This is a genomic window from Streptococcus mitis, from assembly GCF_023109515.1.
GTDB lineage: Bacteria > Bacillota > Bacilli > Lactobacillales > Streptococcaceae > Streptococcus > Streptococcus mitis_CS.
Genome location: NZ_JALDUM010000003.1, coordinates 80,721 through 101,143 on the forward strand (window position 1 = coordinate 80,721; position 20,423 = coordinate 101,143).

Here is a 20,423-nt window from a genome sequence, read left to right on the forward strand (position 1 = left end):
TATTTCAAGCATCCGTTTAGATAGTATCTAGGCGGTTTTTTGTTTTATCTTTTCTGAGAAGGAGTTTCATTATGAAAGTTGTTCGAAAATTACTAGCCCCTCTCTTGGTAGTGGGGATCCTCTTGACCTCTCTGATTAGTTTGCATCAGTTGAAGTCAGATAAGAAAAAAGATGTGTTTCGTATCGGTATTTCGCAATTTATTACCCACCAGTCTCTAGATGCTACTAGAGAAGGCTTTGTAGATGAACTGGCTAAACAAGGCTATGTTGAGGGGGAAAATATTGAGATTGATTTGCAAAATGCACAGGGAGAACAACGAAATCTAAAAACGATTTCCCAGCAACTAGCAGAATCTAGTGATGTCGTTCTAGCTATCGCAACGCCTTCTGCTCAGAGCTTGGCCAATACAACACAAGCGACACCTGTTATCTTTTCAGCGGTAACAGATCCTGTCAGTGCCAAGTTGGTTGAGTCAAGAGAGCATCCTGGGGGCAATGTAACTGGGACAAGCGATCAGTCATCAGATGCCATTTCAACCCAAATTAATTTGATAAAGAAAGTCCTACCAAAGGCTAAAACGATTGGAATCCTCTATACTCAGAGTGAGCCCAATTCGGTTGTCCAAAAGGATGAAGCTAAGCGCCTTTTGGAAGAAAAAGGCTTTACCGTTGTTGAAAAAACAATCTTGGACAGTAACAACGTCAAGGCTGCAGCAGAAAGCTTGATGGCAGAGGTGGATATGGTTTTTGTCCCAACGGATAATATCATTTCGTCAACCATGGAAACAGTTAAGCAGGTTTCTATTAAACACAAGGTTCCAGTATTCGGTGGTTCAACAGAAATGATTGCGGTTGGTGGCCTGTATAACTACGGAACCAATTATGAAGAATTGGGAAGACAGACGGCTCGCATGTTGATTCGTGTCTTAAAAGGTGAAAAGCCAGAAAATATAGCAGTTGAGTTGCCTGAAAAACTGGAATTGCATACCAATCAAGAAATGGCAGATGCATTGGGAATTGATATTAGTAAGTTAGAAGGCAAGGAATAAGGAGGTTTAAGATGAATTTTGTGTTATCTAGTTTATCAGAAGGTTTGTTGTGGTCGATTATGGCGATTGGGGTCTACTTGACTTTCCGTATTTTGGATATTGCGGATATGACTGCTGAAGGAGCCTTTCCACTGGGGGCGGCTGTCGTCGCATCTCAGATACAGGCAGGGACAAATCCTTGGATTGCGACTTTACTTGCTTTGTTTGCAGGTATGGTAGCAGGTCTAGTATCAGGAATGCTCCACACCAAGATGAAAATTCCAGCTCTCTTGACAGGTATTGTGACCTTGACAGGGCTTTATTCAATCAATATTAAAATCATGGGAAGTGTGCCCAATCTTTCCTTGGGAGATTCTTCAACTGTCTTTAAACAGTTGGCTAGCTTGGGACTGACAAATGAAGAAGCTGTTTTCTCATTCAGTTTGGCCTGTCTCTTACTTGTTTGTTTGGTCTTGACTCTTTTGATGAAAACAGAGATTGGCTTGGTCTTGCGTTCGACTGGGGACAATATTCCGATGAGTGAGGCCAATGGGGTCAATGTAGACACCATGAAGATTGTTGGTTACATGATTTCAAACGGCTTGATTGCCCTATGTGGTTCCTTGTTTGCCCAAAATGATGGATTTTCGGATGTAACTTCTGGGACAGGAACTATCGTTGTTGGTTTGAGTGCAGTTATTATTGCGGAAGTTTTGATACACGACTTGACCATTGGAGGCCGCTTGTTATCCATCGGAATCGGTGCTATTGTATACCGTTTGATTATTTTAAATATCTATGAAATTCCAAATCTAGATCAAAACTTAGTTCGTCTCTTTAATGCAATCTTGCTCGCTTTAGTTTTATTTGCACCAGAATTGCAAAAGAGATTAAAGATTCGTGGTCTGAAATTGAGAAATGAATAGGAGGAGAAAGTTATGGCAAGTTTGTTAACACTTGAAAATATTCACAAAACCTTTGAAGCAGGGACGGTCAATGAGAACCATGTCCTCAAAGGATTAGATTTAGAGGTTGAAGAGGGAGATTTTATCTCTGTGATTGGTGGAAATGGAGCAGGAAAATCTACTTTGATGAATATCTTGGCCGGCAATTTATCTGTGGATGAAGGGGACCTTCTACTGGCAGGCAAATCCATTAAAAATCTGAGTGTCAGAAAGAGAGCCAAGGATATTGCCCGTGTTTTTCAAGATCCTAAGATGGGAACAGCTTCTCGTTTGACGATTGAGGAGAATATGGCTATTGCCTTGAGACGCGGGCAGAAGAGAGGGCTTGGTTGGGGCGTGAAGGAGAAGGATAGAATCCAGTTTCAAGAAGCCTTGAAAGAGTTGAATATTGGTCTTGAAAACCGCTTGAAAGTGGATACTCAATACCTCTCAGGAGGACAAAGACAGGCCTTGACCCTAGTCATGGCAGCTCTGGTGAAACCCAAACTTTTGCTTTTGGATGAACATACTGCGGCACTTGATCCGAAAACGAGTCAAATGGTGATGGACTTGACGCAAAAGATTGTGGAACACCATCAATTGACGACTTTGATGATTACCCACGATATGAACCATGCGATTGAGTATGGTAATCGTCTCATTATGCTCTATCAGGGTAAGATAGTGGTGGATGTCAAGGGAGAGGAGAAAAAGCATCTGACAGTTGAAGATCTTATGCGTCTCTTCCAGAAAAATAGTGGCCAAAGTCTAGTTAGTGATGAATTGGTTTTGGGATAAAGAAAAAGGCTGAGATCTGGTGTCTCAGTCTTTTATTTCTTACGCTTTGCAAAATCTACAAATCTGAATTTTTCGAGTTTATGGCGGCTTTCAGTAAACTGAAACTGGCGCCCGTCTTGGAGATAGACTTTTGACTTGATTGAAACGACATAAGGGTCTTTGCCTATGTCCATGAGAATCTTGTCTCTGTCATTTGAGTGGTCAATGGTTATTTCCTTTTGAGCATAATCAATAAGGAGTTTGAGGTCGTCCTCTATATAAGAATAGATGGACTGCTCAGCAATTTGGCGAGTGATATTTGGGATTAGTTCCATATCCAGATAGTCCGTATCCAGAACGGATACCAGATCATCCACCACACGCTGGCGGACCACCTTCCAAACCATACGAAACTCTGGGAAGCCAGTTATTAGTGAGGATTTTTTATCAATAATAATCTTGTCCAGACTGACCACGTTGGTTTTGGAGCGCAGTCCAAGTTCTTGAACTAGCTCTTGGTAGCTTGTTAGGTTGGATACAGGGAAATTGACGGTTTCTTCTTTGACGATTTGAGAACCTTGCCCTCTTATCTTTTTGATCAATCCTTCCTCTTGGAGGAGAGACAGGGCCTTTCGGACGGTATCACGGCTTACCTGATACTGGTTCATAAGGTCGTGCTCGCTAGGAAGGAAATCTCCGACAGCGTAAGTCTCGTTTTGAATGGTTTCTTGGATTTGCTTAAAAAGTTGTTGGTATTTCTTCATTTTGCTTCCTTAAATGGGTTTTTAGTCTAGTTTAATGAACACCTGTATCTATTTTACCATACAAGTTCCAGAAAAATGATAAAAAAATCCTCTTTTTATACCAAACAAGTTGCATACAGGTTTGATATCGTTTACAATATACTTATCAAATCAAACTTGCTTTGACAAGTATAAGGAGAATCAAATGGGAAAATTTGAACAAGCAGCCAAAGATTTGCTTCAGGCAATTGGAGGCAAAGAAAATGTGACTGCCGTAACCCACTGTGCGACACGGATGCGGTTTGTTTTAGGAGATGATAAGAAGGCTAATGTTAAGGCTATCGAGTCAATTTCAGCTGTTAAAGGAACTTTTACAAATGCAGGTCAATTTCAGGTGATTATTGGGAATGACGTGCCGATTTTTTATAATGATTTTACAGCTGTTTCAGGAATTGAGGGTGTTTCCAAAGAAGCAGCCAAGTCTGCAGCTAAGAGTAATCAAAACGTGGTCCAACGTGTCATGACCACTCTGGCGGAAATCTTTACTCCGATTATTCCAGCCTTGATTGTTGGTGGATTGATCCTCGGTTTCCGTAATGTTTTGGAAGGTGTCCATTGGTCTATGTTGGATGGTAAGACCATCACAGAAACCTCTCAGTTTTGGGCAGGTGTCAATCACTTCCTCTGGTTGCCTGGTGAAGCTATCTTCCAGTTCTTACCAGTAGGGATTACTTGGTCTGTTTCTCGTAAGATGGGAACCAGCCAAATCTTGGGAATTGTTCTCGGAATCTGTTTGGTATCGCCTCAGTTGCTCAATGCCTATGCGGTTGCTTCAACGCCAGCAGCTGATATCGCAGCAAACTGGGTTTGGAATTTTGGCTATTTTACTGTTAATCGTATCGGTTACCAAGCCCAAGTTATCCCAGCCTTGCTTGCAGGTTTGAGTCTGTCTTATCTTGAAATTTTCTGGCGTAAGCATATCCCAGAAGTGATTTCTATGATTTTTGTACCTTTCTTGTCATTGATTCCAGCCTTGATTTTGGCTCATACTGTCTTGGGACCAATCGGTTGGACAATCGGGCAAGGACTTTCATCAGTTGTATTAGCAGGATTAACTGGTCCTGTTAAGTGGTTCTTCGGTGCGATTTTTGGTGCCCTCTATGCACCATTTGTCATTACAGGTCTGCACCATATGACTAATGCTATTGATACACAATTGATTGCGGATGCTGGTGGAACTGCCCTCTGGCCTATGATTGCTCTTTCTAATATTGCCCAAGGTTCGGCCGTATTTGCTTACTATTTCATGCACCGTCATGATGAGCGTGAGGCTCAGGTTTCACTTCCTGCCACTATTTCAGCCTATCTCGGTGTTACAGAACCAGCCCTCTTTGGGGTCAATGTCAAATACATCTATCCATTTGTAGCTGGAATGACTGGTTCAGCTCTTGCAGGCATGTTATCCGTTACTTTTAATGTAACTGCGGCTTCTATTGGTATCGGTGGTTTGCCAGGTATCCTCTCTATTCAACCTCAATACATGCTACCATTTGCAGGAACTATGCTAGTCGCTATTCTTGTTCCAATGCTCTTGACTTTCTTTTTCCGCAAGGCTGGTCTCTTTACAAAAACAGAGGATGATACGGACTTGCAGGCAGAATTCGTTGCTCAAGAAGAAGCAGAATTTGTGAGCCATGAACCAGTAGAACATACTCCAGTAGAAATTGTTAGCCCACTTGAAGGACAAGTAAAAGAACTAAGTCAAGCAACTGATCCAGTCTTTGCTTCAGGTGTCATGGGGCAAGGTCTGGTCATTGAACCAAGTCAAGGTGAGTTGTCTTCTCCAGTCAATGGGACAGTTACGGTTCTTTTCCCTACCAAGCATGCCATCGGTATTGTCTCTGATGAGGGAGTGGAATTGCTCATCCACATCGGTATGGATACAGTAGGTCTTGATGGCAAAGGATTTGAAAGTCTAGTAGCCCAAGGAGATCATGTCACAGTTGGGCAGAAATTGATTCGTTTTGATATGGATATTATCAAGGATGCAGGTCTGGTAACAGAAACTCCTGTCATTATTACCAATCAAGATGCTTATACAGCGACCATCACTGGAACTTATCCGACAACGATCCAAGCTGGAGAAGATCTCATGGTCGCAACACGAATCTAATCAAAATAGCACAAATAGGGACGGAAGACGGCTTCCTCCCTTTTATCAGAAAAGGAGAAATAGATGACACTTGATAAAAGAAAAGTAGTCTATCAAATCTATCCAAAATCTTACAAAGACACCACTGGCAATGGTATTGGGGACTTACGTGGAATTATCGAAAAAATCCCCTATCTAGCCAAATTGGGCGTGGATATGGTCTGGCTCAATCCATTCTATCCAAGCCCTCAACGGGATAATGGTTACGACATTTCAGATTATATGGCTGTTGATCCTCTTTTTGGTGATATGGCTGATTTTGAAGAAATGGTGCGTGTCGGTAAAGAGCACAAGATTGACTTTATGCTGGACATGGTGCTCAATCATTGTTCGACAGAGCATGAATGGTTTCAGAAAGCCCTAGCTGGTGACAAGTATTATCAAGACTTTTTCTTCGTCCAAGACCAACCAACAGACTGGCAGTCTAAGTTTGGTGGCTCTGCATGGGCGCCCTTTGGGAATACAGGGAAATACTACCTTCACCTCTTTGATGAGACCCAGGCTGACCTTAACTGGCGCAATCCCAATGTTCGTAAGGAGCTTTTCAAGGTTGTTAATTTCTGGCGCGACAAGGGTGTCAAAGGTTTCCGATTTGATGTGATCAATTTGATTGGCAAGGATGAAGTCTTAGTGGATTGTCCTGAAAATGAAGGAAAGCCAGCTTACACAGACAAGCCCATCGTTCATGACTATTTGCGTATGATGAATCAAGCCACTTTTGGAGCAGACGATAGCTTTATGACAGTTGGGGAAATGTCTTCTACAACTATGGGAAATTGTGTCCTCTATTCGTCGCCTGACCGTCAGGAATTATCCATGACCTTTAATTTTCATCACCTCAAGGTGGACTACAAAGATGGGCAAAAGTGGACCTTGGCTCCCTTTGATTTTGAAGAGTTGAAAAGTCTTTATCATAGCTGGGGTAAGGAAATGAGTGACAAAAATGGCTGGAGTGCCCTCTTTTGGAACAATCACGATCAACCACGCGCCTTGAACCGTTTTGTTGATATTCAAAACTTCCGCAAGGAAGGAGCTACCATGCTAGCGGCCAGTATTCACCTTTCTCGCGGGACACCTTATATCTACATGGGTGAGGAAATTGGCATGATTGACCCTGACTATGATTCTATGGCTGATTATGTGGATGTCGAATCGCTCAATGCTTATCAGATGCTCTTAGAAGAAGGAAAAAGTCAGGAAGAAGCCTTCCAGATTATTCAAGTTAAGTCGCGTGATAATTCACGAATTCCCATGCAGTGGGATGCTTCTGAAAATGCAGGCTTCACAGTAGGTACTCCTTGGCTCAAGGCAGGAAAATCTTACCCTCACATCAATGTAGAAAATGAAATCCAAGGCCCGATTTTCACCTTCTACCAAGACTTGATTCGACTTCGTAAAGAAATGCCTATCATCTCAGAAGGAAGTTACAAACCAGCCTTTGAAGATAGCAAACAAGTCTATGCTTTTGAACGCCAGTATGAGGATCAAAAGTTACTAGTGCTCAATAATTTTTATGCCACAGAAGTGGAAATCGACTTATCAGTAGCCTACCAAAATGGACGAATTTTGATTTCAAACTATGAAGATGCAGAAGTGTCTGAAAAAATTCTACTCAAACCGTATCAAACGCTGGCTATCTATGTAAATTAAACTCAGTAAGGAGCCCTCTTTTGCAGAAAAGCAGGGTTCTTTTTGCTGTCCATTCCATCCCTGAAAGCGTAAAACAAACTAGTCAGGGTGGCTAGTTTATGGTATAATGAAAGAGACTCAAAAAGAAACAGGAGAAATATGATGGATTTACTTTTAGCAATTGTATTGATTGTACTAGCTTTTCTAGGAGGAGCTCTTGGAGGAATGTACTTGGTTCGTAAGCAAATCGAAAAAGAATTTGCTGACAACCCACGTTTGAATGCCGAAGCAGTTCGTACTCTTTTGAGTGCAAATGGTCAAAAACCAAGCGAAGCAAAGGTACAACAAGTTTACCACCAAATCATCCGCCAACAAAAGGCAGCCCTTGCTAACAATAAAAAGAAAAAATAAATAAGGAAAAGTCTGGGATGAAAGTTCCAGACTTCTCACTATGTTGGCTATGGTTTAGGGATGAGACTTTTTCCTTGCATTCTATTGATATTTGATTATGATTAAGAGAGATAGTTGTTGATGAGATTGTTCTTCAGTTCATAAAGACAAGTAATCATAATGAGCTATCAATCAGAAAAAAGACTAGAAAGAAGACTATATGGATAATCGACCAATTGGTTTTTTGGATTCGGGTGTCGGGGGCTTGACCGTTGTGCGTGAGCTCATGCGCCAGCTTCCCCATGAAGAAATCGTCTATATTGGAGATTCGGCACGGGCGCCCTATGGTCCCCGTCCTGCTGAGCAAATTCGTGAATATACTTGGCAGTTGGTCAACTTTCTTTTGACCAAGGATGTCAAAATGATTGTCATTGCATGTAATACTGCGACTGCGGTCGTCTGGGAAGAAATCAAGGCTCAACTAGATATTCCTGTCCTAGGTGTTATTTTGCCAGGAGCTTCGGCAGCCATCAAGTCCAGTCAAGGTGGGAAAATCGGAGTGATTGGAACGCCTATGACGGTACAATCAGACATCTACCGTCAGAAAATCCATGATCTGGATCCCGACTTACAGGTGGAGAGCTTGGCCTGTCCCAAGTTTGCTCCCTTGGTGGAGTCTGGTGCCCTGTCAACCAGTGTCACCAAGAAAGTGGTCTATGAAACCCTGCGTCCCTTGGTTGGAAAGGTGGATAGCCTGATTTTGGGTTGTACCCATTATCCACTCCTTCGCCCCATCATCCAAAATGTCATGGGGCCCAAGGTTCAGCTCATCGATAGTGGAGCAGAGTGCGTACGAGATATCTCAGTCTTACTTAATTATTTTGAAATCAATCGTGGTCGCGATGCTGGACCACTCCATCACCGTTTTTACACAACAGCCAGCAGCCAAAGTTTTGCACAAATTGGTGAAGAATGGCTGGAAAAAGAGATTTATGTGGAGCATGTAGAATTATGACAAATAAAATTTATGAATACAAGGATGACCAGGACTGGTATGTTGGAAACTATAGTATTTTTGGTGGTGTCCGGACTTTGAATGGTGATGACTTGGATTTTCCTCTATTGGAGTTTGCCCAAAGATTTCGAGATGAGGAACAAGGTTTTCCTGTTTCTGTGATTGTTTTACGCTATGGTTCTCTCTACCGCTTATTGTCTTTTGTGGTGGATATCCTCAACCAAGAAGCAGGACGTAACTTGGAAGTCATCCAACGTCAGGGAGCCCTGCTCCTGGTTGAAAATGGCCAACTCCTGTATGTAGAATTGCCTAAAGAAGGTGTTGATGTAGAAGCCTTCTTTGAGACAAGCAAGGTCAGAGAAACCTTATTGATTGCGACTCGAAACGAAGGCAAGACCAAAGAGTTCCGAGCTATCTTTGATAAGTTAGGCTACGATGTGGAAAATCTCAATGACTATCCTGACCTGCCTGAAGTAGCTGAAACAGGCATGACCTTCGAAGAAAATGCCCGTCTCAAGGCAGAAACCATTTCTCAATTAACGGGCAAGATGGTTTTGGCAGATGACTCAGGTCTCAAAGTCGATGTCCTTGGTGGCTTGCCAGGTGTCTGGTCAGCTCGTTTCGCAGGAGTGGGAGCTACTGATCGTGAAAACAATGCCAAACTCTTGCACGAATTGGCCATGGTCTTTGAACTCAAGGACCGTTCGGCTCAATTCCATACAACCCTAGTCGTAGCCAGTCCCAACAAGGAAAGTTTGGTTGTTGAAGCAGACTGGCCTGGCTACATTAACTTTGAACCTAAGGGTGAAAATGGCTTCGGCTATGACCCACTCTTCCTCGTGGGAGAGACAGGCAAGTCCTCAGCTGAATTAACCCTTGAAGAAAAAAATAGTCAATCTCACCGTGCCTTAGCCGTTAAGAAACTTTTGGAGGTATTTCCATCATGGCAAAGCAAACCATCATTGTAATGAGCGATTCCCATGGCGATAGCTTGATTGTGGAAGAAATCCGTGATCGCTATGTGGGCAAAGTTGATGCCGTTTTTCATAATGGCGATTCTGAACTGCGTCCAGATTCTCCCCTTTGGGAGGGCATCCGCGTTGTTAAAGGGAACATGGACTTTTACGCCGGCTACCCAGAACGTTTGGTGACTGAGCTTGGTTCGACCAAGATTATCCAAACCCATGGTCACTTGTTTGACATCAATTTCAACTTTCAAAAGTTGGACTACTGGGCTCAGGAAGAAAATGCTGATATTTGCCTTTATGGTCACTTGCATGTGCCAAGCGCTTGGATGGAAGGCAAGACCCTCTTTCTAAATCCAGGTTCCATCAGTCAACCACGTGGGACCATCAGAGAATGTCTCTATGCTCGTGTGGAGATTGATGATAGTTATTTTAAAGTGGACTTTTTGACACGAGACCATGAGGTGTATCCAGGCTTGTCCAAGGAGTTTAGTCGATGATTGCCAAGGAGTTTGAGACTTTCTTGTTGGGGCAGGAGGAAACTTTTTTGACCCCTGCTGAAAATCTAGCTGTGTTGATTGATACTCACAATGCGGATCATGCGACACTCTTGCTCAGTCAGATGACCTATACCCGTGTTCCTGTTGTGACAGATGAAAAACAGTTTGTTGGGACGATTGGGCTCAGAGATATTATGGCTTATCAGATGGAGCATGACTTGAGTCAAGAAATCATGGCAGATACGGATATTGTTCATATGACGAGAACGGACGTAGCGGTCGTCTCGCCTGATTTTACTATTACAGAGGTCTTGCACAAGCTGGTAGATGAATCATTCTTGCCGGTTGTGGATGTGTCAGGGATTTTCCAAGGGATTATCACGCGCAAGTCTATCCTCAAGGCAGTCAATGCCCTCTTGCATGACTTTAGTAAGGAATATGAGATTCGATGCAAATGAGAGACAGGATTTCAGCCTTTTTAGAGGAAAAGCAGGGCTTATCTGCCAATTCCAAGCAGTCTTATAAGTATGATCTAGAGCAATTTTTAGACGTCGTGGGCTTGCGGATTTCTGAGACCAGTCTCAAGATTTACCAAGCCCAGCTAGCAAATCTAAAAATCAGCGCCCAGAAGCGAAAGATTTCGACCTGTAACCAATTTCTCTACTTTCTCTATCAAAAAGGAGAAGTGGATAGCTTTTATCGTTTGGAAGTAGCTAAACAAGCTGAAAAGAAGACCGAAAAGCCAGAGATTCTAGACCTAGACTCTTTTTGGCAGGAAAGCGACTCTCCAGAGGGTCGCTTGCTAGCGCTCTTAATCCTAGAAATGGGGCTCTTGCCGAGTGAGATTTTAGCTCTAAAGGTTGCGGATATCAATCTGGACTTTCAGGTGTTGCGAATCAAGAAGGCTTCCCAACAGAGGATTGTCACCATTCCCACAACCCTGCTTTCAGAGTTGGAACCCTTGATGGGTCAGACCTATCTCTTTGAAAGGGGAGGGAAAGCCTATTCTCGTCAGTGGGCCTTTCGTCAGCTAGAGTCCTTTGTCAAGGAGAAAGGTTTTCCGACCTTATCAGCCCAGGCCTTGCGGGAACAGTTCATTCTACGACAAATTGAAAACAAGGTCGATTTGTACGAAATTGCAAAAAAATTAGGATTAAAAACAGTCCTGACCATAGAAAAATATAGATAATGGATATTAAATTAAAAGATTTTGAAGGGCCCCTGGACTTGCTCTTGCACCTTGTTTCTAAGTACCAGATGGATATCTACGATGTGCCTATTACGGAAGTCATTGAACAGTATCTAGCCTATGTCTCAACCCTGCAGGCCATGCGTCTGGAAGTGACGGGCGAGTACATGGTCATGGCCAGTCAGCTCATGCTGATCAAGAGCCGCAAACTCCTTCCAAAGGTAGCAGAAGTGACCGACTTGGAGGACGATCTAGAGCAGGATCTTCTCTCTCAAATCGAAGAATACCGTAAGTTTAAGCTCTTGGGGGAGCATTTGGAAGCCAAGCACCAAGAACGGGCCCAGTACTATTCCAAAGCGCCGACAGAGTTGATTTACGAAGATGCGGAGCTTGTACATGACAAGACGACCATTGATCTTTTTTTGGCTTTTTCAAATATCCTAGCTAAGAAAAAAGAGGAGTTTGCACAAAATCACACGACTATCTTGCGGGATGAGTATAAGATTGAGGACATGATGGTCATCGTGAAAGAGTCCTTGATTGGACGAGATCAGTTGCGCTTGCAGGATTTATTCAAGGAATCCCAGAATGTCCAAGAGGTCATTACCCTCTTTTTGGCAACCCTAGAGTTAATCAAAACTCAGGAGCTGATTCTCATGCAAGAGGAGAGTTTCGGAGATATCTATCTCATGGAAAAGAAGGAAGAAAGTCAAGTGGCCCAAAGCTAGACTTGATAGAGAGGAAAGATGAGTACTTTAGCAAAAATAGAAGCGCTCTTGTTTGTAGCAGGTGAGGATGGGATTCGAGTCCGTCAGTTGGCTGAACTCCTATCGCTTCCCCCGACAGGTATCCAACAGAGTTTAGAAAAATTAGCCCAAAAGTATGAAAAAGACCAGGAGTCGAGCTTGTCCTTGATTGAGACAGGGGGAGCATACAGATTGGTGACCAAACCTCAATTTGCAGCGATTTTGAAGGAATATTCCAAAGCTCCCATCAATCAGAGTTTATCTCGGGCGGCCCTTGAGACCTTGTCTATCATTGCCTACAAGCAGCCGATTACGCGGATAGAAATTGATGCTATCCGTGGGGTCAATTCGAGTGGGGCTTTGGCAAAGTTGCAGGCCTTTGATTTGATACGAGAAGACGGGAAAAAAGAAGTGTTGGGTCGCCCCAACCTCTATGTGACTACGGATTATTTCCTAGATTACATGGGGATTAACCATTTGGAAGAATTACCAGTGATTGATGAGCTTGAGATTCAAGCCCAAGAAAGCCAATTATTTGGTGAAAGGATAGAAGAAGATGAGAATCAATAAGTATATTGCCCACGCAGGTGTGGCCAGTAGGAGAAAAGCAGAAGAGCTGATCAAGCAAGGTTTGGTGACGGTTAACGGCCAAGTGGTACGTGAACTAGCAACCACTATCAAGTCAGGAGACAAGGTCGAAGTTGAAGGTCAACCTATCTACAACGAAGAAAAGGTCTATTATCTGCTTAACAAACCACGCGGTGTCATTTCCAGTGTGACAGATGATAAGGGCCGCAAGACGGTTGTCGACCTCTTGCCCAATGTCAAAGAGCGCATCTACCCTGTAGGTCGTTTGGACTGGGATACATCAGGAGTCTTGATTTTGACCAATGATGGGGATTTTACGGATGAAATGATTCACCCTCGTAATGAGATTGACAAGGTCTATGTAGCGCGTGTTAAAGGTGTGGCCAATAAGGATAATCTTCGTCCCTTGACCCGTGGACTTGAGATTGATGGCAAGAAAACCAAACCAGCTGTCTATGAGATTCTCAAAGTGGACCCAGTCAAAAACCGTTCTGTGGTACAGTTGACCATCCATGAAGGGCGTAACCACCAGGTTAAAAAGATGTTTGAAGCTGTCGGTCTCCAAGTGGACAAGTTGTCACGGACTCGTTTCGGACATCTAGACTTGACAGGACTCCGTCCAGGAGAATCCCGTCGTCTTAATAAAAAAGAAATCAGCCAACTACACACCATGGCTGTAACCAAGAAATAATGAAACGAATTTTAATAGCGCCTGTGCGCTTTTACCAACGTTTTATCTCCCCAGCCTTTCCACCCTCTTGTCGCTTTGAGCCTACCTGTTCAAACTATATGATTGAGGCTATTGAAAAACATGGCTTCAAGGGTGTCTTGATGGGCTTGGCTCGGATTTTACGTTGCCATCCCTGGTCGAAAACAGGTAAGGACCCCGTCCCAGACCATTTTTCTTTAAAGAGAAATGCAAAATAATATTCAATGAAAATCAAAGAACAAACTAGGAAACTAGCCGCAGGCTACTCAAAACAGTGTTTTGAGGTTGTGGATAGAACTGACGAAGTCAGTAACCATACCTACGGCAAGGCGACGTTGACGTGCTTTGAAGAGATTTTCGAAGAGTATAAATTGGATTCTAATGTATAAAACACAGATAGATGATACTTGGTATTTATCAAGTGCCATCTATCTGTGTTTTTATTTATGATTGATGTTTCTGCTATTTATTCCAAAATGTTTTTACCCTCTTTAACACGCCAATGATAGTCTGATAAAATAATATCTTCGAGGGAGTAGCTAGCCTTCCAATCAAGATATTTTTTAGCTTTTGATGCGTCTGCTAGGACGCTAGCTGGGTCACCAGCACGGCGAGCAACAATTTCGTGTGGTATTTTTTGATTCAGTAATTCTTCAGCAGTTTTAAAGATTTCTTTGACGGTATAGCCTTTTTCAGTTCCTAAGTTAAAGATTTGAGAAGAACTGTCTTCTTGAAATAGGTAGTTCATTCCTTTAACATGAGCCTGTGCAAGGTCCAAGACATGAATGTAATCCCGAATACATGAACCATCACGTGTATCGTAGTCATCTCCAAATATTTTCAGGCTATCATTTTGTCCCAATGCGGTCTTGTTGATATTTGGAATGATATGAGTTGGATTTTTCACTCGCAGACCGTTTGAAGCATCCATTTCAGCCCCAGCTACATTAAAGTAACGGAAAATGACATATTTCCAATTATAGCGATTGGCCATCCAGTAAATCATTCGTTCACCCATCAGTTTTGTTTCTGCATAAGGGTTGACAGGGTCGAGCAGGGTATCTTCAGTTGCAGGCTTGTCAATACAGTTATTACCATAGAGGGAAGCAGTCGAAGAGAACATGATTTTTTGAATGCCAACTTCAGATAAGACTTTGAGAACTTGGTTCATACCAGCAACATTGGCAGTGAAGTATTTACTTGGGTTTTCAATACTTTCGCTCACAACAATTTCACCTGCACAATGAAGAACAGCATCAATCTGATTTTCTTCTAAGTAAGCTTTTAGGGCACTAGAATCATAAACATCTAGTTGTTTAAAGCTAGCACGACTATCTACAGCTGAACGATTTCCTGTAGAGAGATTATCTAGAACATGTACCTGATAGCCAGCATTTAAAAGAGCTTTAACGGTATGGGAGCCAATGTAGCCAGCTCCACCTGTAACAAGAATTGTTTTGGTCATGATTTTTTCCTTTTCCTAGTTTTGTACTATTTTAAAGAAATAAGAAGGCAAAGTCAACTATTTTCTGCAAATTTCATAAAAAACTGAACAAATATAGCATTGAATTGTTTTGTGTTTGGAAATTAATAGTTTGGTTGATCTTGGAATAGTTCTTAGATTTCACCTCACATGCAAGAAAATACAAGCTTTTTATAAGATACAGTAAGACTAAGATACTAATTTAGAAATCCACCTTCCCGCTATCCTTCTCCTATAAAAAGTGGTAAAATGGATGAAAGAAAGAAGGAACTGAAATGACAACATTATTTTCAAAAATCAAAGAAGTAACAGAACTTGCTGCTATCTCAGGTCATGAAGCGCCTGTCCGTGCTTATCTTCGTGAAAAATTGACACCGCATGTGGATGAAGTGGTGACAGATGGCTTGGGTGGTATTTTTGGTATCAAACATTCAGAAGCTGCAGATGCACCGCGCGTCTTGGTCGCTTCTCACATGGATGAAGTTGGTTTTATGGTCAGCGAAATCAAGCCAGATGGTACTTTTCGTGTCGTAGAAATCGGTGGTTGGAATCCTATGGTGGTTAGTAGCCAGCGCTTTAAACTCTTTACTCGTGACGGTCGTGAAATTCCTGTGATTTCAGGCTCTGTTCCGCCACATTTGACTCGTGGTAAGGGCGGACCAACCATGCCTGCTATTGCAGATATCGTCTTTGATGGTGGTTTTGCGGATAAGGCTGAGGCAGAAAGCTTTGGCATCCGTCCTGGCGACACCATTGTTCCAGATAGTTCTGCAATCTTGACAGCCAATGAAAAAAATATCATCTCAAAAGCTTGGGACAACCGCTACGGTGTTCTTATGGTTAGCGAGTTGGCGGAAGCTCTGTCAGGTCAAAAACTCGGGAATGAACTCTATCTTGGCTCTAACGTCCAAGAAGAGGTTGGTCTTCGTGGTGCTCATACATCTACAACTAAGTTTGACCCAGAAGTCTTCCTCGCAGTTGACTGTTCACCAGCTGGTGATGTCTACGGTGGTCAAGGTAAGATTGGAGATGGAACCTTGATTCGTTTCTATGATCCAGGTCACTTGCTTCTCCCAGGTATGAAGGATTTCCTTTTGACAACTGCTGAAGAAGCTGGAATCAAGTATCAATACTACTGTGGTAAAGGCGGAACAGACGCTGGCGCAGCTCATCTGAAAAATGGTGGTGTCCCATCTACAACTATCGGTGTCTGCGCTCGTTATATCCACTCTCACCAAACCCTCTATGCTATGGATGACTTCCTAGAAGCTCAAGCTTTCTTACAAGCCTTGGTGAAGAAATTGGATCGTTCAACAGTTGATTTGATTAAAAATTATTAAACCATAAGGGAGGTGGTAGGGATGGTAGAACCAAACCTAGAAAGCCTTGTGAAAGATCTTTACAATCATGCTCGACATGATTTGAGTGAAGATTTAGTTGCTGCTCTCCTAGAGACTGCTAAAAAACTGCCTACTACAAATGAGCAATTGCTGGCAGTTCGTCTCTCAGGCCTGGTCAATCGTGAATTGCTCCTAAATCCCAAACATCCGGCACCTGAGTTGCTCAACTTGGCTCGCTTTATCAAAAGAGAAGAAGCTAAGTACAGAGGAACTGCAGCTTCTGCGATTATGTATGGGGAGCTCTTTAAAATGCTTTGATTCCATTGTGAATCAAAGCATTTTTCTATATGGTGGAAAAACCATTCTTGATGAGGAGAAGAAAAAGCCATCCCATTTAGGATAGCTTCTTGGTTCTTAGATTTGTTCAGCGATGACCTTTTCAGCTAAATTCATAGCGTGGTCAGACACACGAGTGTAGTGGGAAACAATGTCGATAAAGTTGACCCCAGCTTGTGTTGAACACTCGCCCTTGTTGAGGCGCTTGATGTGGGTCTTTCTGAGAACACGTTCCATATTGTTGATTTCTTTATGGCGTTCAATCAGACTTTGAGCTTTTTCAATATCATTGTTTTCTACACTATCAAGGGCATCCTTGATAAAGCCAGTGGTTTTTTGATAGATATCAGCTAGTTCTTGTAAAGCAGCTTCAGAGAACTCAACATTTTTACGTTGAAGATAGTCGGTCAGATTGATTAGGGCTTCTGCGTGGTCCCCAATCCGTTCCAAATCACGGGATGAATCAAGAATGTTGGTGAGCACTTCACTTTCTTTCTGGCTAAGTGCCTCGCTTGAAAGAGTAATAAGGTAACGAGTCAATTTTTCATCAATGGTATTGATGGCTTCTTCTGTCTTGTGGCCTTTTTCAGCTACCTTTTCATTAAGGTCAATGATGTAGTTGTATGAAAGGTCAAAGGCTTTAGAAGCATAATTTCCCAAGTGAAGGAGTTCTTTTTTGGCATTTCCGAGAGCGATTGATGGAGCTTGTTTAATCAAATGCTCATCAAGATAAAGTGGCTCGTACTTGACAACTTCATCTTCACCAGGGATGAGCTTGGTTACAAAGTAGGCCAAGGCTCCGATGAATGGAAATTGGATAATAGTATTTGTGATATTAAAGGTTCCGTGGGCGAAGGCAATGGTCATTTCTGGAGCCAGATTGAGTGTAGATTCAAACCATTGAATCAAGCCAGTGAAAGGTACAAGGAAGACAATACAGATAACCGTACCAATCACGTTAAAGGCGACATGGGCACCAGCAACACGTTTGGCAGCGATATTAGCTCCAAGAGAAGCAATAATAGCTGTAATGGTCGTTCCGATATTATCACCAAACAAGACTGGTAGGGCACCTTGTAGATCAATCAAACCACTTGCGTAAAGATTCTGTAGGATACCGATAGTTGCGGAAGAAGCTTGAATGAGTAGGGTTAGTCCAGTTCCGACAAAGACACCTAGAATAGGACTCTTGCTTAGTTCAACCATATAGTCTCTAAAGACTTGCAGGTCTTTTAGAGGTTCCATTGCACCGCTCATAAGATTGAGAGCGAAGAAGATACCACCTACACCAAAAATGATACGTCCGATGTTATTGATAGAGCGATTCTTGGTGAAGAAGAGACAAATCGCTCCGATGAAAAGCATTGGTAAGGCATAATCTCCTAGCTTAAAACCGATGATAAAGGATGTAACGGTAGTTCCAATATTGGCACCCATGACAATACCGATAGCTTGACGCAAGGTCAAAAGTCCTGCGCTGACTAGCCCCACTGTAATGACTGTGACACCAGAACTTGACTGAATTAGCGCCGTCATACCGATACCAACTAGCACACCGAAGAACGGATTGCTGGTATATTTGTCAATGTAAAACCGAAGGCGATCTCCAGCAGCTTGTTGCAAACCGTCTCCCATGGTCTTGATACTATATAAGAATAGTCCCAGACCACCTAAAAAGTGAAATAAAATTTCCTGCCAATTAATGGACATTTCTTTTTCCTCCGAAAAATAATAACGGAATTTCTCCTATTCTATTTTAAAGGATAAAAGTAAATCTAACAAGTGTTAAGCTAAGATTTTAGAAAGAAAATTCGTTAGAAAAAGCAAAAATAATATACTCTAGGATGTCACAAAGATTAAATATCGAAAAATCTTGTGAAATCTTTCCTTATATTTCCAAAGTGTGATATAATAGTTTCGAATAAAATAAATAAAGGGGTTTTTGTAACATGGCAAAACTTACTGTTAAAGACGTTGACTTGAAAGGTAAAAAAGTCCTCGTTCGTGTTGACTTCAACGTACCTGTAAAAGATGGCGTGATTACCAACGACAACCGTATCACTGCAGCTCTTCCAACTATCAAGTACATCCTTGAACAAGGTGGACGTGCTATCCTCTTCTCTCACCTTGGTCGTGTAAAAGAAGAAGCAGACAAAGCTGGTAAATCACTTGCTCCTGTAGCTGCTGACTTGGCAGCTAAATTGGGTCAAGATGTTGCTTTCCTTCCAGGTGTCACTCGTGGTGTTGAATTGGAAGCAGCTATCAACGCTCTTGAAGATGGACAAGTTCTCTTGGTTGAAAACACTCGTTACGAAGATGTTGACGGCAAGAAAGAATCTAAAAACGATCCTGAACTTGGTAAATACTGGGCATCACTTGGAGATGGTATCTTCGTAAACGATGCATTCGGTACAGCTCACCGTGCACACGCATCTAACGTTGGTATCTCAGCAAACGTTGAAAAAGCAGTTGCTGGTTTCCTTCTTGAAAACGAAATTGCCTACATCCAAGAAGCAGTTGAAGCTCCAGAACGTCCATTCGTGGCTATCCTTGGTGGTTCAAAAGTTTCAGACAAGATCGGTGTTATCGAAAACTTGCTTGAAAAAGCTGATAAAGTCCTTATCGGTGGTGGTATGACTTACACATTCTACAAAGCACAAGGTATCGAAATCGGTAACTCACTTGTAGAAGAAGACAAATTGGATGTTGCGAAAGCTCTTCTTGAAAAAGCAAATGGTAAATTGATCTTGCCAGTTGACTCAAAAGAAGCAAACGCATTTGCTGGTTACACAGAAGTGCGTGACACTGAAGGTGAAGCAGTTTCTGAAGGCTTCCTTGGTCTTGACATCGGTCCAAAATCTATCGCTAAATTTGATGAAGCTTTGACTGGTGCGAAAACAGTTGTATGGAACGGACCTATGGGTGTATTTGAAAACCCAGACTTCCAAGCTGGTACAATTGGTGTGATGGACGCTATCGTGAAACAACCAGGCGTTAAATCAATCATTGGTGGTGGTGACTCAGCTGCCGCAGCGATTAACCTTGGCCGTGCAGACAAGTTCTCATGGATCTCTACTGGTGGTGGAGCATCAATGGAACTTCTTGAAGGTAAAGTTCTTCCAGGACTTGCAGCCTTGACAGAAAAATAAGATTTTATAACTAAATCAAAGAATAGAGGGATGAAAGTTCCTCTTTTCTTTTGCTTAAAATAAAAACGCTTCCTCTCAACTATTGCTCATAAAATCAGCCAATTTATGATAAAATGGAAATAGAAAGTTGAGATTATGAGTTATTTTAAAAAATATAAATTCGATAAATCCCAGTTCAAACTTGGTATGCGAACCTTTAAAACAGGTATTGCTGTTTTTCTAGTTCTCTTGATTTTTGGCTTTTTTGGTTGGAAAGGTCTTCAAATTGGTGCTTTGACAGCCGTTTTTAGCCTGAGGGAGAGTTTTGATAAGAGTGTCCATTTTGGGACTTCGCGTATTCTAGGAAATAGTATCGGTGGCCTCTATGCCCTAGTCTTCTTCTTATTAAATACCTTTTTCCACGAAGCCTTTTGGGTAACCTTAGTAGTTGTTCCAATATGCACCATGTTAACCATTATGACAAATGTAGCCATGAATAACAAAGCAGGGGTTATTGGTGGTGTAGCAGCTATGTTAATCATTACCCTATCGATTCCGAGTGGAGAGACAATTTTGTACGTATTTGCGCGTGTATCAGAAACGTTCATGGGAGTTTTTGTCGCAATCCTCGTAAATTACGATATTGATCGTATTCGGCTCTTTTTAGAGAAAAAAGAAAAATAATGTTACATTTTATAACA

Annotated in this window: 22 protein-coding genes; 19 read left to right on the top strand and 3 right to left on the bottom strand. The window is 42.2% G+C overall.

Annotation, left to right across the window (positions count from 1 at the left end):
• Positions 1–71: 71 nt before the first annotated feature.
• Genes M1G05_RS07930 through M1G05_RS07940 form a run of 3 tightly spaced genes read left to right on the top strand, consistent with a single transcriptional unit; the run spans position 72 to position 2,770 of the window.
• On the top strand, positions 72–1,049 hold the full coding sequence (locus M1G05_RS07930) for an ABC transporter substrate-binding protein (protein ID WP_247953494.1): 978 nt from the start codon (positions 72–74) through the stop codon (positions 1,047–1,049).
• 11 nt (positions 1,050–1,060) lie between these two features.
• A complete protein-coding gene (locus M1G05_RS07935; RefSeq protein ID WP_247953495.1) occupies positions 1,061–1,954 on the top strand; it encodes an ABC transporter permease in 894 nt (297 codons plus the stop codon).
• 12 nt (positions 1,955–1,966) lie between these two features.
• Positions 1,967–2,770 carry an ABC transporter ATP-binding protein gene (locus M1G05_RS07940; RefSeq protein WP_049552590.1) on the top strand — a complete coding sequence of 268 codons (804 nt, stop codon included), beginning with the start codon at positions 1,967–1,969 and terminating at the stop codon, positions 2,768–2,770.
• Positions 2,771–2,802: 32 nt separating this feature from the next.
• On the opposite strand, the gene treR is transcribed toward M1G05_RS07940, so the two are convergent.
• Entirely contained in the window at positions 2,803–3,513 is a 711-nt protein-coding gene (gene treR / locus M1G05_RS07945) for a trehalose operon repressor (RefSeq protein WP_033688127.1), read from the bottom strand.
• A 184-nt stretch (positions 3,514–3,697) separates the two neighbouring features.
• Between treR and treP the strand changes: the two genes are divergently transcribed.
• The 12 genes from treP (at position 3,698) to yidD (ending at position 13,653) form a co-directional block, all read left to right on the top strand.
• A complete protein-coding gene (treP, locus tag M1G05_RS07950) occupies positions 3,698–5,665 on the top strand; it encodes a PTS system trehalose-specific EIIBC component (RefSeq protein WP_033688129.1) in 1,968 nt (655 codons plus the stop codon).
• Between the two features lie 63 nt (positions 5,666–5,728).
• Positions 5,729–7,354 (top strand): alpha,alpha-phosphotrehalase, encoded by a 1,626-nt coding sequence (gene treC / locus M1G05_RS07955; RefSeq protein ID WP_247953496.1) that lies wholly within the window; start codon positions 5,729–5,731, stop codon positions 7,352–7,354.
• A gap of 141 nt (positions 7,355–7,495) precedes the next feature.
• A complete protein-coding gene (locus M1G05_RS07960; RefSeq protein ID WP_000364990.1) occupies positions 7,496–7,744 on the top strand; it encodes a YneF family protein in 249 nt (82 codons plus the stop codon).
• 199 nt (positions 7,745–7,943) lie between these two features.
• On the top strand, positions 7,944–8,738 hold the full coding sequence (gene racE, locus M1G05_RS07965) for a glutamate racemase (RefSeq protein WP_000370377.1): 795 nt from the start codon (positions 7,944–7,946) through the stop codon (positions 8,736–8,738).
• The gene (locus tag M1G05_RS07970; RefSeq protein WP_247953497.1) at positions 8,735–9,706 is read left to right on the top strand and encodes a nucleoside-triphosphate diphosphatase; all 972 of its coding nucleotides are present in this window, start codon (positions 8,735–8,737) and stop codon (positions 9,704–9,706) included. The genes racE and M1G05_RS07970 overlap by 4 nt, the downstream gene beginning before the upstream one ends.
• Positions 9,682–10,203 (top strand): metallophosphoesterase, encoded by a 522-nt coding sequence (locus M1G05_RS07975; RefSeq protein WP_023947098.1) that lies wholly within the window; start codon positions 9,682–9,684, stop codon positions 10,201–10,203. Before M1G05_RS07970 ends, M1G05_RS07975 begins: the two co-directional genes overlap by 25 nt.
• Positions 10,200–10,661 (top strand): cyclic-di-AMP-binding protein CbpB, encoded by a 462-nt coding sequence (gene cbpB / locus M1G05_RS07980; protein ID WP_084926095.1) that lies wholly within the window; start codon positions 10,200–10,202, stop codon positions 10,659–10,661. The genes M1G05_RS07975 and cbpB overlap by 4 nt, the downstream gene beginning before the upstream one ends.
• A complete protein-coding gene (gene xerD / locus M1G05_RS07985) occupies positions 10,658–11,392 on the top strand; it encodes a site-specific tyrosine recombinase XerD (RefSeq protein ID WP_282184791.1) in 735 nt (244 codons plus the stop codon). The genes cbpB and xerD overlap by 4 nt, the downstream gene beginning before the upstream one ends.
• A complete protein-coding gene (locus M1G05_RS07990; protein WP_247953499.1) occupies positions 11,392–12,120 on the top strand; it encodes a segregation/condensation protein A in 729 nt (242 codons plus the stop codon). The genes xerD and M1G05_RS07990 overlap by 1 nt, the downstream gene beginning before the upstream one ends.
• An 18-nt stretch (positions 12,121–12,138) precedes the next feature.
• On the top strand, positions 12,139–12,708 hold the full coding sequence (gene scpB, locus M1G05_RS07995; RefSeq protein ID WP_153199255.1) for an SMC-Scp complex subunit ScpB: 570 nt from the start codon (positions 12,139–12,141) through the stop codon (positions 12,706–12,708).
• Positions 12,695–13,417, top strand: coding sequence for a pseudouridine synthase (locus M1G05_RS08000; protein WP_001222228.1), 723 nt, complete (start codon positions 12,695–12,697; stop codon positions 13,415–13,417). The genes scpB and M1G05_RS08000 overlap by 14 nt, the downstream gene beginning before the upstream one ends.
• Positions 13,417–13,653, top strand: a complete 237-nt coding sequence (yidD, locus tag M1G05_RS08005) for a membrane protein insertion efficiency factor YidD (RefSeq protein WP_049522465.1) — start codon at positions 13,417–13,419, stop codon at positions 13,651–13,653. Before M1G05_RS08000 ends, yidD begins: the two co-directional genes overlap by 1 nt.
• A 248-nt stretch (positions 13,654–13,901) precedes the next feature.
• Here yidD and galE read toward each other — a convergent pair whose 3' ends face one another.
• Positions 13,902–14,900, bottom strand: coding sequence for a UDP-glucose 4-epimerase GalE (galE, locus tag M1G05_RS08010; protein ID WP_247953500.1), 999 nt, complete (start codon positions 14,898–14,900; stop codon positions 13,902–13,904).
• A 293-nt stretch (positions 14,901–15,193) separates the two neighbouring features.
• Here galE and pepA point away from each other — a divergent pair, with 293 nt between their 5' ends.
• Together pepA and M1G05_RS08020 are read left to right on the top strand one after the other, a co-directional pair.
• Complete coding sequence (pepA, locus tag M1G05_RS08015; RefSeq protein ID WP_004255930.1) at positions 15,194–16,258, top strand: glutamyl aminopeptidase; 1,065 nt, start codon at positions 15,194–15,196, stop codon at positions 16,256–16,258.
• A gap of 21 nt (positions 16,259–16,279) precedes the next feature.
• Positions 16,280–16,576, top strand: a complete 297-nt coding sequence (locus M1G05_RS08020; protein ID WP_033679682.1) for a bacteriocin immunity family protein — start codon at positions 16,280–16,282, stop codon at positions 16,574–16,576.
• Between the two features lie 96 nt (positions 16,577–16,672).
• Here the strand turns inward: M1G05_RS08020 and M1G05_RS08025 are convergent, their stop codons facing one another.
• Positions 16,673–18,304 (bottom strand): Na/Pi cotransporter family protein, encoded by a 1,632-nt coding sequence (locus M1G05_RS08025; RefSeq protein ID WP_247953501.1) that lies wholly within the window; start codon positions 18,302–18,304, stop codon positions 16,673–16,675.
• A 239-nt stretch (positions 18,305–18,543) separates the two neighbouring features.
• Between M1G05_RS08025 and M1G05_RS08030 the strand changes: the two genes are divergently transcribed.
• Positions 18,544–19,743 (top strand): phosphoglycerate kinase, encoded by a 1,200-nt coding sequence (locus tag M1G05_RS08030; protein ID WP_247949803.1) that lies wholly within the window; start codon positions 18,544–18,546, stop codon positions 19,741–19,743.
• A gap of 135 nt (positions 19,744–19,878) precedes the next feature.
• The gene (locus tag M1G05_RS08035) at positions 19,879–20,406 is read left to right on the top strand and encodes an FUSC family protein (RefSeq protein ID WP_000119915.1); all 528 of its coding nucleotides are present in this window, start codon (positions 19,879–19,881) and stop codon (positions 20,404–20,406) included.
• Positions 20,407–20,423: the final 17 nt, after the last annotated feature.

What these genes read in the sequence shown, in the direction of transcription:
- M1G05_RS07930 (WP_247953494.1), top strand. Translation starts at nt 72, where the DNA reads ATGAAAGTTGTTCGAAAATTACTAGCCCCTCTCTTGGTAGTGGGGATC.
- M1G05_RS07935 (WP_247953495.1), top strand. Translation starts at nt 1,061, where the DNA reads ATGAATTTTGTGTTATCTAGTTTATCAGAAGGTTTGTTGTGGTCGATT.
- M1G05_RS07940 (WP_049552590.1), top strand. Translation starts at nt 1,967, where the DNA reads ATGGCAAGTTTGTTAACACTTGAAAATATTCACAAAACCTTTGAAGCA.
- treR (WP_033688127.1), bottom strand. Translation starts at nt 3,513, where the DNA reads ATGAAGAAATACCAACAACTTTTTAAGCAAATCCAAGAAACCATTCAA.
- treP (WP_033688129.1), top strand. Translation starts at nt 3,698, where the DNA reads ATGGGAAAATTTGAACAAGCAGCCAAAGATTTGCTTCAGGCAATTGGA.
- treC (WP_247953496.1), top strand. Translation starts at nt 5,729, where the DNA reads ATGACACTTGATAAAAGAAAAGTAGTCTATCAAATCTATCCAAAATCT.
- M1G05_RS07960 (WP_000364990.1), top strand. Translation starts at nt 7,496, where the DNA reads ATGGATTTACTTTTAGCAATTGTATTGATTGTACTAGCTTTTCTAGGA.
- racE (WP_000370377.1), top strand. Translation starts at nt 7,944, where the DNA reads ATGGATAATCGACCAATTGGTTTTTTGGATTCGGGTGTCGGGGGCTTG.
- M1G05_RS07970 (WP_247953497.1), top strand. Translation starts at nt 8,735, where the DNA reads ATGACAAATAAAATTTATGAATACAAGGATGACCAGGACTGGTATGTT.
- M1G05_RS07975 (WP_023947098.1), top strand. Translation starts at nt 9,682, where the DNA reads ATGGCAAAGCAAACCATCATTGTAATGAGCGATTCCCATGGCGATAGC.
- cbpB (WP_084926095.1), top strand. Translation starts at nt 10,200, where the DNA reads ATGATTGCCAAGGAGTTTGAGACTTTCTTGTTGGGGCAGGAGGAAACT.
- xerD (WP_282184791.1), top strand. Translation starts at nt 10,658, where the DNA reads ATGAGAGACAGGATTTCAGCCTTTTTAGAGGAAAAGCAGGGCTTATCT.
- M1G05_RS07990 (WP_247953499.1), top strand. Translation starts at nt 11,392, where the DNA reads ATGGATATTAAATTAAAAGATTTTGAAGGGCCCCTGGACTTGCTCTTG.
- scpB (WP_153199255.1), top strand. Translation starts at nt 12,139, where the DNA reads ATGAGTACTTTAGCAAAAATAGAAGCGCTCTTGTTTGTAGCAGGTGAG.
- M1G05_RS08000 (WP_001222228.1), top strand. Translation starts at nt 12,695, where the DNA reads ATGAGAATCAATAAGTATATTGCCCACGCAGGTGTGGCCAGTAGGAGA.
- yidD (WP_049522465.1), top strand. Translation starts at nt 13,417, where the DNA reads ATGAAACGAATTTTAATAGCGCCTGTGCGCTTTTACCAACGTTTTATC.
- galE (WP_247953500.1), bottom strand. Translation starts at nt 14,900, where the DNA reads ATGACCAAAACAATTCTTGTTACAGGTGGAGCTGGCTACATTGGCTCC.
- pepA (WP_004255930.1), top strand. Translation starts at nt 15,194, where the DNA reads ATGACAACATTATTTTCAAAAATCAAAGAAGTAACAGAACTTGCTGCT.
- M1G05_RS08020 (WP_033679682.1), top strand. Translation starts at nt 16,280, where the DNA reads ATGGTAGAACCAAACCTAGAAAGCCTTGTGAAAGATCTTTACAATCAT.
- M1G05_RS08025 (WP_247953501.1), bottom strand. Translation starts at nt 18,304, where the DNA reads ATGTCCATTAATTGGCAGGAAATTTTATTTCACTTTTTAGGTGGTCTG.
- M1G05_RS08030 (WP_247949803.1), top strand. Translation starts at nt 18,544, where the DNA reads ATGGCAAAACTTACTGTTAAAGACGTTGACTTGAAAGGTAAAAAAGTC.
- M1G05_RS08035 (WP_000119915.1), top strand. Translation starts at nt 19,879, where the DNA reads ATGAGTTATTTTAAAAAATATAAATTCGATAAATCCCAGTTCAAACTT.